Annotated in this window: 13 protein-coding genes and 1 tRNA gene; 2 read left to right on the forward strand and 12 right to left on the reverse strand. The window is 64.8% G+C overall.

Annotated elements, in window-relative coordinates:
* Positions 1-1,953: an ABC transporter ATP-binding protein gene (locus F600_RS0103745; RefSeq protein ID WP_040630385.1), complete on the reverse strand. Its 1,953-nt coding sequence runs from the start codon at positions 1,951-1,953 to the stop codon at positions 1-3.
* Entirely contained in the window at positions 1,950-3,674 is a 1,725-nt protein-coding gene (locus F600_RS0103750; RefSeq protein WP_018159253.1) for an ABC transporter ATP-binding protein, read from the reverse strand. The genes F600_RS0103745 and F600_RS0103750 overlap by 4 nt, the downstream gene beginning before the upstream one ends.
* Positions 3,675-3,803: 129 nt before the next feature.
* Between F600_RS0103750 and F600_RS0103755 the strand changes: the two genes are divergently transcribed.
* Positions 3,804-5,333, forward strand: coding sequence for a glycosyltransferase family 39 protein (locus F600_RS0103755; protein WP_018159254.1), 1,530 nt, complete (start codon positions 3,804-3,806; stop codon positions 5,331-5,333).
* Here F600_RS0103755 and F600_RS0103760 read toward each other — a convergent pair.
* The 8 genes from F600_RS0103760 to F600_RS0103795 all read right to left on the reverse strand — a co-directional run bounded on the left by F600_RS0103760 (position 5,293) and on the right by F600_RS0103795 (position 10,715).
* On the reverse strand, positions 5,293-6,165 hold the full coding sequence (locus tag F600_RS0103760; RefSeq protein WP_018159255.1) for a hypothetical protein: 873 nt from the start codon (positions 6,163-6,165) through the stop codon (positions 5,293-5,295). The genes F600_RS0103755 and F600_RS0103760 overlap by 41 nt on opposite strands.
* Positions 6,162-7,139 (reverse strand): DNA adenine methylase, encoded by a 978-nt coding sequence (locus F600_RS0103765; RefSeq protein ID WP_018159256.1) that lies wholly within the window; start codon positions 7,137-7,139, stop codon positions 6,162-6,164. Before F600_RS0103765 ends, F600_RS0103760 begins: the two co-directional genes overlap by 4 nt.
* Before the next feature lie 109 nt (positions 7,140-7,248).
* Complete coding sequence (locus tag F600_RS26825) at positions 7,249-8,253, reverse strand: alpha/beta hydrolase family protein (protein WP_018159257.1); 1,005 nt, start codon at positions 8,251-8,253, stop codon at positions 7,249-7,251.
* An 86-nt stretch (positions 8,254-8,339) separates the two neighbouring features.
* Positions 8,340-8,828: a pyridoxamine 5'-phosphate oxidase family protein gene (locus tag F600_RS0103775; RefSeq protein ID WP_018159258.1), complete on the reverse strand. Its 489-nt coding sequence runs from the start codon at positions 8,826-8,828 to the stop codon at positions 8,340-8,342.
* Positions 8,829-8,908: 80 nt separating this feature from the next.
* Positions 8,909-8,996 (reverse strand) — tRNA-Ser (locus tag F600_RS0103780).
* Positions 8,997-9,048: 52 nt separating this feature from the next.
* Positions 9,049-9,708, reverse strand: a complete 660-nt coding sequence (locus tag F600_RS26830) for a thioredoxin-like domain-containing protein (protein ID WP_156024400.1) — start codon at positions 9,706-9,708, stop codon at positions 9,049-9,051.
* 12 nt (positions 9,709-9,720) lie between these two features.
* Positions 9,721-10,182, reverse strand: a complete 462-nt coding sequence (locus tag F600_RS0103790; RefSeq protein WP_018159260.1) for a nucleoside deaminase — start codon at positions 10,180-10,182, stop codon at positions 9,721-9,723.
* Complete coding sequence (locus tag F600_RS0103795) at positions 10,179-10,715, reverse strand: tRNA adenosine deaminase-associated protein (RefSeq protein WP_018159261.1); 537 nt, start codon at positions 10,713-10,715, stop codon at positions 10,179-10,181. The genes F600_RS0103790 and F600_RS0103795 overlap by 4 nt, the downstream gene beginning before the upstream one ends.
* Before the next feature lie 85 nt (positions 10,716-10,800).
* Between F600_RS0103795 and F600_RS0103800 the strand changes: the two genes are divergently transcribed.
* On the forward strand, positions 10,801-11,760 hold the full coding sequence (locus F600_RS0103800; protein WP_026306133.1) for a prephenate dehydrogenase: 960 nt from the start codon (positions 10,801-10,803) through the stop codon (positions 11,758-11,760).
* Here the strand turns inward: F600_RS0103800 and F600_RS0103805 are convergent.
* Together F600_RS0103805 and F600_RS0103810 are read right to left on the reverse strand one after the other, a co-directional pair.
* Positions 11,743-12,348: a putative glycolipid-binding domain-containing protein gene (locus F600_RS0103805; protein ID WP_018159263.1), complete on the reverse strand. Its 606-nt coding sequence runs from the start codon at positions 12,346-12,348 to the stop codon at positions 11,743-11,745. The genes F600_RS0103800 and F600_RS0103805 overlap by 18 nt on opposite strands.
* A 46-nt stretch (positions 12,349-12,394) precedes the next feature.
* Positions 12,395-13,975 carry a cation:proton antiporter family protein gene (locus F600_RS0103810; protein WP_018159264.1) on the reverse strand — a complete coding sequence of 527 codons (1,581 nt, stop codon included), beginning with the start codon at positions 13,973-13,975 and terminating at the stop codon, positions 12,395-12,397.
* Positions 13,976-14,024 lie beyond the last annotated feature (49 nt).

Genomic DNA, 14,024 nt, shown 5'->3' on the forward strand with positions numbered 1-14,024 from the left:
CTACCGGACCGGGACCTCTAGCGAATCCGCAGGACCCGCGAACTGCGTGCGGTACAGCGAGGCGTAGTGACCGTCGACCGCAAGCAGTTGGTCGTGGTTGCCCTGCTCGACGATCCGTCCGCCATCGACCACGACGATGATGTCCGCGTCGCGGATCGTCGACAGTCGGTGGGCGATGACGAAGGCGGTCCGGTCTGCGCGGAGAGCCGCCGTCGCGTGCTGGACGAGGGACTCCGTGCGGGTGTCGACGGAGCTCGTCGCCTCGTCGAGCACGAGGATCGACGGCCGTGCCAGGAACGCGCGAGCGATCGTGATCAGCTGCTTTTCGCCCGCGCTGACGCCGCTGCCCTCGTCATCGATGACGGTGTCGTAGCCGTCTGGCAGTGCGTGCACGAACCGGTCGACGTACGCCGCCGTCGCGGCCTCGAGGATCTCCGCCTCGGTGGCTTCGAGGTTTCCGTACGCGATGTTGTCGCGGATGCTGCCGCCGAACAGCCAGGTGTCCTGCAGAACCATGCCGATCTTCGAGCGAAGGTCGGCGCGGGTCATGTCGTGGACGTCCACGCCGTCGATCCGGATCGAGCCGGAGTCCACGTCGTAGAACCGCAGCAGCAGGTTGACCAGCGTCGTCTTGCCCGCACCCGTCGGTCCGACGATCGCGACAACCTGGCCAGGCTCGGCCCGCAGAGACAGGTTCTCGATGAGCGGCTTCTCCGGGTCATACCGGAACGACACGTCGTCGAACTCGACGAGTCCGCGAGTGCGCGCCTTCGACGCGGGGTCCGACGGCGCGGTGTCCGGAGTCTGCTCCGTTGCGTCGAGAACCTCGAACACCCGCTCCGCCGAGGCGACGCCCGACTGGATGACGTTGGCCATCGAACCCATCTGGCTCAGCGGCATCGAGAACTGCCGTGAGTACTGGATGAACGCTTGGACGGCACCAAGTGTGAGGGAACCGCCGGCCACCTTCAACGCACCCGCAACCGCGATCGCGATGTAGTTGATGTTCCCCAAGAACATGATCGTGGGCATGATCAGGCCCGAGATGAACTGCGCGCGATAGCTCGACTGGAACAACTTCTCGTTGCTTTCGTCGAACGTGGCTTCGACCTCCTTGCCGCGGTTGAACGCGACGACGAGCTCATGGCCCGAGTACGCCTCATCCACCTGCGTGTTGAGGACACCGGTGTACTTCCACTGGTCGATGAAATGCGGCTTAGAACGCTTGGCGATCTTCGCGGTCACGAATCCGGACGCCGGAATCATGAGCACCGCGATGACCGCGAGCATCGGCGAGATGAAGATCAGCATCGCGAGAATTCCGACCACTGTCAGGGTTCCGCCGAGAGTCTGGGAGAACGCCTGGTTCATGCCGAGGGCGATGTTGTCGATGTCGTTGGTGACACGGCTGAGGGTGTCACCGCGCTTGGCCTTGTCGAAGTAGCTCAGCGGCAGGTCGTTGAGCTTGTCCTCGACGTCCGAACGCAAGCCCGAAACGGTCGACTGGATCGCCCGGTTCAGCAGCAGGCCCTGCACGTAACCGCACGCCATGGCCACGAGGTAGAGACCGACCACGATGAGGAGCAGATGTCCGACCGCGTCGAAATCGACCCCCTTGCCCGGCGTCACGTCCATCGCCCCGAGCATCTTCGCGATGGCGGTGTCGCCGCGCTCGCGCAGTATCTCGATTGCCTGTTCCTTGGTGGTCCCCGCGGGCATGTTCGCACCGAGGTATTTGCCCATGAGGCCGTTGAAGACGACGTTCGTCGCCTTACCGAGCAGCCACGGGCCAAGCGTCATCAACGCGACGTTGGCAATGGTGCACAACGACGCGAGGACCACGAGCGGAAGGTCCGGTCGCATGCGGCGCGCCATGCGCAGCGCCGTCTGCTTGAAGTCCTTGGCCTTCTCTTCCGGGGCGGCCATACCGGGAGGACCCATGGGGCGGCTCATGCGAGCACCGCCTGCGAGTCCACGATCTCGGCGTAGCACGAGCACGAATCGAGCAGTTCTTCATGCCGGCCGATGCCGACGATCTCGCCATGCTCGAGCACGATGATCTGATCCGCCTCCCGGATGCTTGACACGCGTTGTGCCACGATGATGACGCTCGAATCGCGCGTCACGTCGCGAAGCGCGGACCGCAGCCGGGCCTCCGTCGCCACGTCGAGCGCGGAGAAGACGTCGTCGAACAGATAGATCTTCGGGTTCCGAACGAGCGCGCGGGCAATCGCCAGACGCTGTCGCTGGCCGCCCGAAACTGTCGTTCCGCCTTGGGCGACCGGGGTGTCGAGTCCTTGCGGCATCGCTCGCACGAAGTCTGCGGCCTGTGCGATCTCCAGCGCGGCCCACAACTCGTCATCCGTGGCGTTCGGATTGCCGTGGCGAAGGTTGCTGGCCACGGTCCCGCTGAACAGGTACGCCTTCTGCGGCACGAGGCCGATCTGCTCACGCAACTCGATCGGGTCGAGATCGCGGATCTCGGTACCACCGACGCGCACCGAGCCGCCAATGACGTCGATCAACCGCGGCACGAGGTTGATCAGCGTCGTCTTTCCGGAGCCGGTGGCGCCCACGATCGCCGTCGTCTCCCCCGGGCGAACCGTGAAGTTGAGCGACCGAAGAACAGGTTCCTCGGCACCGGGATATCCGAAGGTCACGTTGTCGAACTCGAGGAGACCGCTGTGCGTGGCGAACGTCTTCGGCTTCGCGGGCGCGGCCAGCGAGGACTCGGTCGTCAGGACGGCGCTGATGCGCTCGGCACTGACCGCCGCACGCGGCACCATCATCGCTACGAACGAACCCATCATGACGGACATGAGGACCTGCATGACGTAACTGATCATCGCGGTGAGGGAGCCGATCTGCATCTGGCCCTCGTCGATGAGATGCCCGCCGAACCAGATGACGGCAACGCTTGTGACGTTTCCGATCATCATGACGGTCGGGAACATGATCGCCATCAGGCGGCCGACCTTGAGGGACGTCTCGGTCAGTTCCGCGTTGGCGTCGGCGAAACGCTTGGTTTCGACCTCCTCACGCACGAACGCGCGGATAACGCGGACACCGGAGATCTGCTCACGCAGGACGCGGCTCACGCTGTCGAGCTTGCGTTGCAGGCCACGGTTGACCGGAATGAGGCGAACGACGATGAGCGACATCGTGACAGCCAGGGCGATGATCGCAACGAGCAGGACCCACGACAGCCCGACGTTTTCGTGCAGCGCCATGAAGACACCGCCGATACACATCATCGGTGCGACGACGAGCATCGTGCAGCCCATGACGACGAGCATCTGGACCTGCGTGACGTCGTTGGTGTTCCGCGTGATGAGCGACGGCGCTCCGAAGTGGCCGATCTCCTGTGCCGAGAAGTTGTTGGCACGGTGAAGCAGGGCTCCACGCATGTCTCGACCGGCACCCATGGCGGCACGACCGCCCAGGTAGACACCCAGAATCGAACAACAGACCTGGACCGCGGAGACGGCCAGCATGACCAGGCCGATCTTCCAGATGTAGGGGACATCTCCCTTGACGAGGCCGTTGTCGATGATGTCGGCATTGAGGCGCGGCAAGTAGAGCATGGCAAGGACAGCCACGAGCTGGATCACGACAATGATCGACAGCTCGCGGCGATAAGGCGCGAGAAACTCGCGTAGCAGTTTGTAAAGCATCGTTACCGAGGTTACTGGAGGTTCTATCTCCGGTCCCGTGGTTCTTCTCTCACCTGGCACAGCCGTCACGCACTGGTCACACCCTCGAACAGTGCCCGAGTCACGCAAATTCCGGGTTACGGTCACCCGGTGAAGTCCGCAGCCGACACCACCTCGCGGTTCGCGCCGGCTGCCGTCTCGATCCTGGCACTGGCGATCTCCGCGTGGGGCATCGGTCGGCCGTCTTTCTGGTACGACGAAGCGGCCACGATATCGGCGATCAACCGGCCGTGGCACGACATGGTCGCGATGCTCGGGAACGTCGACGCGGTGCATGGTGCGTACTACTTCGTCATGTACGGCTGGCTCCAGATCACCGGCGATTTCGGCTTGTCCGAATTCGGCTCCCGGCTGCCGTCTGCGCTCGCCATCGCAGCCGCGGCGGGCCTCATAGTCGTGCTGGGAACGAAGCTCGTCGATCGCCGGTTCGGAGTGGTCGCGGGACTCGTCCTGGCGACCCTCCCCCGCGTGCTGTGGACCGCGTCCGAAGCGCGGGGCTACGCCTTCACGGTGATGCTCGCGGTCGCGTCGACGCTGCTGGCGCTCATCGCGGCCGAACGAGGCAAGTGGTGGTGGGCGGCGTATGTCGCCACCAGTGTCGTGCTTGTCGTGTTCTTCGTTCCCGCGATCACAGTCGTGGGCGTGAACGTGCTGATCGTCGTGCTGCGGAACGGCTTCGCGCCCATCGCCGAACTGCTCATTTCGAGCATCGCGGTGGGGTTGATCAACGCACCTTTCGCCGCATTCGCGCAGAGCCAGACCGAGCAGATCTCCTGGATGGCTCCCGTCACGCGACAGACGCTCGTCGACGCGGTGCTCCTGCAGTACACCGAGGAATCACCCGCCTACCTCATCCTCGGAATCGTGGTGGTTCTGGCCGCACTAACCGCTGCTCTGTGGCGATCCGTGCCGAAGCCGGTGTGGCACGCCGCCGTGGCGGGTGCCCTGCTGGCGGCGATTCCCACCATGGTGACCCTGGTCTACTCCGCGTTCGTGACGCCGACATACGTGCCCCGGTACATGTCATTCACCGCACCTGGGGTCGCACTGGTTCTCGCGGCGGCGATCCGGGCGCTGGCCCGCCACCGGGATTGGGTGGCAGCGGTTCTCGTCGCGGCTCTTGCCCTCGCTGCGGTTCCCGCGTTCCTCGCGCAGCGCGGTCCCTACGGGCGAGCCGGCGGGAGCGACTTCTCCCAGGTCGCCGACTTCGTCGGCAGCCACGCGCGGGCGGGAGATTGCGTCGCGTTCGAGCCGGTCCTGAGCTGGAGCCCCACCTCACAGCGAATAGTCATGCGCGCCAAGCCGGTTCAGTTCCGCGGACTCCGGGACATCGGACCGAGCGTCGACGCCGTGGCGGGCGACAAGCTGTGGGACGACCCGCGGCCGGTAGGTGACTACACCGAATGGGCCTCAGATTGCTCGGTCGTCTGGGCGGTGACCGATCGCGAACGCACGGTCAGGAGCAGCGTCCGGCCGTGCGGTTGCATCCCGTGGTTCTTCGACCCGTTCCACTTCGAGAACTCGCCGCTCTACCGCGCGCTCCAAGCGAGCGGACTGAGTGTCGATTCGCGCACTCAGTTCAACGATTCACAGGTTGTTCGGATGGCTCGGTCACGATGAAGCCGCGGAGGCGGGCCTGCTGCGCGATGTCGGTGCGAAAGACGTCGAGGTTCGACAGCGTGTAAAGCCCGTCGATGGCATCGCTGTCCCACAGATCCCACAGCCGCTTGAGGTCGGCCTTGCGCGATTGCCAGCCCATTCCGTCGATCACCGCGCAGATGAATTGGCGCGGCAGGCGAACCTCCGCCATTTCCTGGATTTCGCGAACGGCATCGGTCAGCTTCGAACCCGTGGAGTCGAAGCCCTTCGCCGCAACCGCGATGACGGCGTCGGACCCGGCCGGGATCGCGAGATCGCAGGGAGCGGTCAGTCCGTGTTTGCCGACGAATCGCGTGCGCGTCTCGCACGGCAATCCGAGTTCCACGGCGATGTTCTCGATCTCGTCCTCGACGCTCCGCCCGGACGCTGCCGCGGCGTTGGCCCGAACCCGGCCTCCGGCCCGCGCGGCGAGCACATCACCGAACGTGTAGGTCCTGGTCAGCTGCGCGTTCAGCAGTTCGACGACCCGGAATTCACGGTCGAATCGGGACACGAAACCGTCCGGATCGGATCGCACGACACGCTCGACCGACGTCGTGCCGAACAGCCTGCGCATCTCATTTCGCAGGCGTTCCTGGCTCATGCCGAGCACCAAACCGAGGACGTAGGCCGCATCCCGATTGTTCGCGACCCACCAGATCAGCGAGTCGGTCGTGAAGGGCGCCCACGCCTCGAGATCGAGCGCCACGCTCTTGATGTCCGACGCCTCGACCGTCTCGGCGACGGGATCGATGTCGGCGCTGAGCTTCGAGAGCGACGTCAGATACTCGTCGAACGTGAGACTTGCACTCATGTGGCGATGAACAGGTACTCGTCGACGGTTCGGCGGGTGGCCGCCGCGTGGGTGCCGAACGAGTACGTGTGCTGGATCGGCCGGACAGTCACATTGTCTTTGAACTCGCGCAGGAGACCGACGATGGTGTCGGCATCAGGCACCGCGTTGCTGCTGTACGAGACGACCAGAGCCGATTCATGAAAGCGCTTGAACGCCATGCGAAGTGCCTCTTCCGCGGTGCGCTTGTAGGCGAACGGCGTGTACTTCTTCGCAATCTTCTTCGTCTTGGTTTGGTCCATGATCTGCTGGCCGCGCCAGTAGATGGAGAGCCCCTCGAGGAAGTGGTAGCGCTTCATGTAGTCGGCATCGTCGCGCGGCGGCGCGTAGGGCGGGTCAAGGTAGACGACGTCGAAACCGGTGGGAACGGCGAACACATCACCGGTCATCGCGGTGTGTGTCTGACCGTTGTCGAAGACGGAGTCGTTGTACTTCTCGGCATGCTCGAGGAAGTGCTCACGCAGGGAGATCGACAGGTCACGACGGCCGTCGTTGTATTTGGCCGAGTCGGTGAACGTGAACACGCCCCGCGGTTGGCGGCGCGCTGCCGACAGGACGAGCGCCGAGATCGCCACCGCGCGCTTGTTCCCGCTCATCGTGTCGATGTGTGACCACGCACTGTCGAGGAAGCGGCGATCGTCGTCGTTGAAGTACAGCCCGGCGAACGTCTGCTGAATGAAGTCACGGTCGTCCGCAGCGGGTCCGCAGATGGTCGCGATGTCCGCCGCGGTCAGCCGGTCTGCATTGTTCACCGTGGTCGCCGTGGCGATGACGCCGGGAAAGTTCAGAAAGTCATTCGACGTGACGGCGTAACCCATCGACTTCAGCAAATAGGACACGACGCCCGACCCGGAGAACGCGTCGAGCGCGGTGCTGCCGCCGACCTCCTCGAACACCTCGGCAAGCGCCGGGATCAATCGGTACTTCGACCCCATGTACCGCAAGCGTGGGTACCCGAACGCACGCTCGACGGCTGCCTCACGGGAGGCGAGAGAGGTGGACACCGATTAAGTATGGCGGCAACCACCGACAAGTCCGGCGCAGCTACCGGCTGATGTTGGCAAGAAGCCTGGCACGCGCCGACTGCCACGCGGTCGAGGTAACGACGGCGAATTCCTGATGCCCGACGCCTGGCAACGCGAGGAGTTCGGCGGGGTCTCCGAGTCGCCTGGCCGCGGCGACATAGCGACGAGCCTGCTCGATCGGCACCGCCTTGTCCTCAACGCCATGCACACAACACACCCGAATGCCGGTCGGCAGCAGGTCGATCGGGGAGGCGATCCGGTACCGCTCGGGGAACGTCGCCTCGGTTCCGCCGAGGAACGGCAGAACCCACTCGTCACCGAAGCCCGTGGTGCTGAGGTCGAATACGCCGGCCATCGTCAACGCGGTCTTCACCTTGACGCGCGGCGCGCTTCCCGGCGCGCCCGCGGGCAATCGGGGGCGAGACGCCGTCCAAGCAGCCAGGTGGCCACCCGCGGAGTGGCCCGTCACGTGGACGCCGGTGAATTTGAGCGGCGCTGGAACGGTATGAGGAAGGTCAGCGACGAAGTCGACGGCGGCCGCGACGTCAGTCAAGGTCGTCGGCCAGCCTCCACCGCCGCCGACCCGCCGGTATTCGATGTTCCACACCGCCACTCCGTGCGACGCAAGGTCACGGGCAAGCGGCGTCATGTATCCGAGCCCGATGGGCTCGCGCCACCCACCGCCGTGGATCATCACGACGATCGGAAGTTCGGACATGCCCTCGGGCAAGAACAGGTCGCCGCCATTCTGTGGCGCTGGGCGCCCGCTGAGTGGCGGATAAGCGATCCGCTGCAAGGCGTTGACGCGGAACCGGCCCGAGAGGCCACTGCCCGGTGCAGGCGTCGACGTCGGCACGGGTTCGTGAAAACCCTGTGCAGATTCTGGTCGCGCTGACCCGGCGATTCGCCCACCGGTCATGGCCCCGGAGCAGCCGGCAACGGCTGCCGCGGCACCCCCGGCGAGGAACGACAGCATGGCGCGCCGACTCAGCGGCGCACCCGTTCCTCCCGACCCGGACTCCACCGAACCAGGTTATGCCGCAGGCGAACTTGGCTGCAGCAAGCGAGTATCGGCACTCACGAAATCCACAGCACACATATGGACACGGCTCAGCCGCCGAACTTGGCTTTCAGGATTTCCTCGACTGGCTTGGGCAATGTCGTGTCGAAGTCGTTCATGCGTGCCCAGGTCGGAGTGATGGTGATGACGGCCATCTGGTCGTAGAGCTGGCGGACCTGGCCACCGAAGTCTTCCGAACCTCGTGCCGACATCGACTTCTTGCTCGCCTCGACGTATTCGTCCGGAACGCCATCGACGATGTCGACCGTCGCGGTGCCGCGGATGAGCAAACAACGAGGTGGGAGCCCGTCATGGTCGATCGTGATGGCCACCTCCGGGCGCTCGCGAAGCGCCGCCACCTTCGGTGAGTTGACGACGGTCGCGAACGCGATCTTGCCGTCGGTCAACCAGAAACCGATCGGGATCACGCGCGGTGTTCCGTCTTTGGCGACGTAGCCGACCCGCATGAGGGTGGAAGCCCGGAGCATCTGTTCGGTGATGGGCTTGGTGAGTTCAGCTTTCAGAGCATCGACATCCATGGTGGTCACGCTTGCTGATACCCGTTATCGGTGCCCGCGGAAACAGAAAATCCCCCACGGAACTCCGTGAGGGATTTTCTTGGCGGTGGCGGCGGGATTTGAACCCGCGGAGGCTTTCACCTCACACGCTTTCGAGGCGTGCTCCTTAGGCCGCTCGGACACGCCACCGCCGAGAACTTTACCGTGACCGCGCCGGATCGCTAAATCGCCCGGTTACGACCTACTTCGTGACGTCCGCACCGGTGCCGTCCAGGCGTACGGCGTCTGGCCCGACCGGGCTCGGATCGAAGGCCGGCGGTTTGGCGGGGTCGAACATCCCGGGGATCGTCTGGCAGGTCGCTCCGATTTCGGGAACCGTGTATGGGTTGAGCCGCAGCGCGCTGATGAACTGGCTGATCCGCAGGTCAGAGACGTTGTCGACCTTCAGTTGGTGCCCCCAGCCCTGCAGGGAAACGGCCTGGTCCATCCCCGGAAACGGCGACATGAGCAGGTACGGCACGCCATCCACATACCGCGCCAACTGCGCAACCTGACCGGCACTCAACCGTTCGGGGTCGTAGGCGATCCACACGGCGCCATGTTCGAGCGAGTGGACGGCCAACTCGGTGCGAATCGGGTCCGCATAGACGACTCCGGTGCAGTCGGCCCAGATGGCATCGTGCGGCCCACCCATCGGTGGCGTGCGGTCATAGGCGACGCGCTGGCCGCGTCCGACGTGCAGCGAATGGGCGTAGGACGCCACCTCGACGCCGGGAACCGCGAGGGACGGGTCGTGGTTGCTTTCGTCCGGCACCACCTGGCTCGCGACCGCGTGCCCTTCGATCGCGCACCCGGCAATCAGGAGAGAGCAGGCCAAGAGGGCAAACCGGGCGACAGACATTCGCCGTTTATATCAGGACTCCGGGTGACGCTGCCGAGCGAAGAAGTCCTCCAGAAGCTGAGCGCACTCCGCTTCGAGGACTCCGCCGCGAACTTCGGGGCGGTGGTTGAGGCGCCGATCGCGAACCACGTCCCACAGCGATCCGACGGCACCGGTCTTCGGCTCCCAGGCGCCGAAAACGACCCGCCCAACCCGTGCCAGGACAAGGGCGCCGGCGCACATCGTGCACGGTTCGAGGGTCACCGCCAGGGTCACGCCGTCGAGGTGCCAGCCATCGCCGTGGACCCGCGCAGCCTCCCGCAAGGCCAGGATCTCCGCATGCGCGGTCGGATCCCCCAACGCGTCTCGGGCATTCGCTGCGCGCGCGAGTTCTCTTCCGTTGGAATCGAATACGACGGCACCGACAGGAACGTCCCGCTCGCCCGCGAGCTTGGCCGCCGCTAGCGCCGCCCGAATGTAGTCCTCGTCCCTCACCGCTGCAGTTTGTCGAGGACCGCCGAATACTCGTCGGTGAATCCGAGCCGCTGCGCGATCATGCCGAGCTGCTCGTCCGGGTAGAGGTCTACGTCCGAGACGATCACGCCGAGTACCGGTCCGGGCAGGCCGATGTCTTCGAGCAGGTTGAGGTCGCCCTCTTCCCACGGGTCGACGTCGTCGAGCTCATCGGGGTCGTAATCCGGGACGTCGATGTTCAGCGCATCGAGAACATCGGCGGCAATGTCGTATTCGATCGCCGCGGTCGCATCCGAGAGCAGCAGGCGCGAGCCCGACGGATGCGGACGAACGATGATGAAGAAGCCGTCGTCGACGTTGAGGAGGCCGAACACGGCTCCGGAGCTGCGAAGATCGCGCAGTTCCCGCTCCGCGTCCTTCAGGCTCGTCAACGCCTTTTCGGATAGCGCCTGGCAACGCCACTTGCTCTCCTCACGCACGACGCCCACCGCGAAGCCCTCGAGATCGTCGAGGTCACCTGAGGCGGCACTGCTGGAGGTCGGACGTTGAGCCATGCAGCCAAGGTAGCCCGATATTGCGGAGTAGTTAAAGTCGTCCGCTGGATCTTCTTGCTGCAGACGGTGTGTCAGTCTTGATGTCGTGCCCCGTTCTGCCCCGCCACCCGTATGCGTGATCGGTCTCGGACTCATCGGCGGTTCGCTCCTGCGGGCCGCCACTCAAGCGGGTCGCGATGCGTTTGCGTACAACCGCACTCGCGAGGCGGTGAAGGCTGCGCGCGACGAAGATTTCGAAGTCTCCGACAATCTGTCGGCCACGCTCGAACGTGCCGAGTCGTCGAACGCGATCATCGTGGTCAGTGTTCCGATGCCGGCTGTCGACGCGATATTCGACATGATCGCCAGGCTTGCGCCGCAGTGCACCGTCACGGACGTCGTGAGCGTGAAGGGCGCGGTCCTTGACGCCGCTCGCCACCACGGGTTGGCGGAGCGGTTCGTCGGTGGACACCCGATGGCGGGTACCGCGGAATCGGGTTGGGCTGCATCGTTTCCCGAGTTGTTCCACGACGCGGCCTGGGTGGTTGCCGCCGAGTCCGACACCGATCCGAACCGGTGGCTCGACGTTGCTCAACTCGCGCTCGACTGTGGCGCCTTCGTGGTTCCGGCGAATGCGGCTGACCACGACCGAGCCGTTGCCCGGATCTCGCACCTCCCCCACGTGCTCGCCGAGACGCTCGCGATAGCCGGCGAAGCGGGACAGGACCTCGCGCTGGGTCTCGCCGCCGGATCGTTCCGCGACGGCACGCGCGTCGCGGGAGCCTCGCCAGCGATCGTCCGAGCGATCTGCGAGCCGAATGCAAAGGCGCTGCTCACCGCACTCGACGAGGCGCTCGGCGAACTTCAGCGCGTGCGCGAATCGCTGACTGAAAAGGGAACCCTCGGCGACCTCGCAGATCGCGGCCACGCCGCTCGAACGCGGTACGAGAACGTCGAACGCAGCCCGATCGAGGGCATCAGCGTGGGCAAGGATGGCTGGGCCGAAAAAATGTGCGAAGCCGGACGCCGAGGCGGCGTCGTCCGCTCCCTAAACGAGCTCAGCTAGACCGGGATAGTCGGTGACGATTCCGTCGTCGTCGAGTGTCAGGGTCGCCGTCGAGGTTGCGGTCTGAATCTGGATCGAATCGCCGTCGATCCGGTAGACGTGAATCGCCTCGTAGAGACTCAGGTCGATCAGGTTGACCATGAGCATCGGGACTTCGATCTCCCCGCCGACGCCTTGGCTCCGGAGCCGGCGCAGCGTCAGCGTGCTGAAGAACGGGCTGAGTCCGAGATCGAGGTCGATGGCACCACCGAAATTTGACCTGACCTGCGAGTTTCCGGTGATGACCGTCCAGAATCCCTCTTCATCGCGGGTCAGCGACGTGTGCTTGACGCCCGACTTCCGCGTCGTTCGAAGGGTGACCCGGTCGATGATGCCCTTGTCGTCGGTCGCCAGATCGTATGAGGCGCTGAAGGCGGGGTGCAGCGGACTCTGCGCCGCCACAATGCGTCCGGCCGCGCGAACTCGATTGCCGGCGATCTGAACTCGCGCCGACTCCATTCGCGGCTCGTCGTAGGCGCGCCACGTCAGGATCGTGGGCCACTGTGCGTCGCCCGCGACTGCCGTCTCTGCGGTAAATGGCGTGGTCACTCCCCTACGGTAGATGACCAGACGGTGAACAGCGCGTCAGACGGTGTTAGTTGATGGTTCGTCCCATGCTCTCGGCGGCGTCGTCGGCCATACCCTGTCCGGCCTCTTCGTAGAGGTGGTGGACGACATCGGCGCCACGATCACGGAGCAGATCGATGTGGTCCGCGAACTTCACCATGGCCGCGATGCGGCCGTGGAAGGTGCGCGTCTTGAGCTGATCGAGCGCGAAGATGTTGGTGTCGTGCGCGGGCATGCACAGCATGACGAGTTCGACCGATGTCGCCATGACGAGCTTGTCCCAGAAGTCCGCGTCGACGGCGTCACCCTCGACGACGTTGACGCCCTCGTCCCGAAGTCGCATCACGCGTTCGTGGTCGGTGTCGATGCCGAGAACGCGTAGTCCGTATCGCTCGGACAGCCGCTCGTAGGCACCGGCTCCGACGCGGCCCATTCCGACGATGATGACCTGCGCATTGCCGACCTCGATCGGGCGGTCGCTCGGGTGCAGCTTCTTGGGGTCGATGTGCGGCAGGAACGGTTCGATCCGTCGGCTGACCGCCTCGCTGAGGCTGTTCAGCGGGGCCGCGACCGTGAAGCTGAGCGCCACGGCGAGCGATAGGACGACGAGCCAGTCGCGACTGAGCCAGTCGTTGGCGACCGCGAGGGCACCCACGATGAGACCGAATTCCGAGAAGTTCGACAGCGCGAGCGTGGCCAGGATGTTCGTACGCGGGCGGAGTCGGTACAGCGAGAAGACCACGATGTAGAGCAGGCTGCACAGCGGCATGCACAAGAGCAGAACGAGTGCTGCGGCCACCGAACTCCACGACGGCAGGCCCGCCAGCCCGATCGACAGGAAGAACCCGACCAGGAACAGTTCCTTCATGTCGAACAGCGACTTCGACATCGACGCGGCCTGTGGGTGTGGCGCGAGCAGCATGCCGATGATGAGAGCGCCAAGGTCGCCCTTGATGCCGAGGTGCTCGAACAGCGCGTATCCGAGAACGAGCGCGAGCATCACGCCGTAGAGAACCTGCATCTCACCGTGGCCGAGGCGGTCCAGAATCTGCCGAAGGACCCACGCTCCCGGCAAGAGCAGGAGAAGCAGCAAGGCCCACGGGCTGGGCAGCTTTCCCGTGGAGACCGTTAGGAAGATGACCGCGAAGATGTCCTGCATGACGAGGACACCGATGCTGACCCGGCCGTAAAGCGAGCGCGACTCACCACGGTCTTCGAGCACTTTCATGACGAAGACCGTGCTCGAGAACGACAGCGTGAAGCCCAGGAGCGCCAGGGTCTGCCACGACGCATCCCGGATGAAGATGACCCCGAAGGCCTTGGCGATCGCCAGGAATCCCATGAGGACGCCGGTCGACGCGGCAACGTGCAGAGTCGCCGCACCCCAGACCTCGCCTCGCATCAGGGTCCGGACGTGCAGTTTGAGGCCGATCGTGAACAACAGGAGCGTGACACCGAGTTCGGCGATGGTCTGGATTCCCTCGGTGAGGTGGAAGCCCATGGCGTTGAGAACGAACCCGGAGACGAGGAAGCCGACCAACGGCGGCAACCGCACCGCCATCGCCACGAGCCCACCGATGAAGGCGACGACGATCATGATCGGTTCCACGACGGTCAGTCTATTGAGCAATGTCCAGATTGGTGCGGCCAGATACGCG

The sequence above is a fragment of the Smaragdicoccus niigatensis DSM 44881 = NBRC 103563 genome (genome assembly GCF_000380645.1).
Classification (GTDB): Bacteria; Actinomycetota; Actinomycetes; order Mycobacteriales; family Mycobacteriaceae; genus Smaragdicoccus; species Smaragdicoccus niigatensis.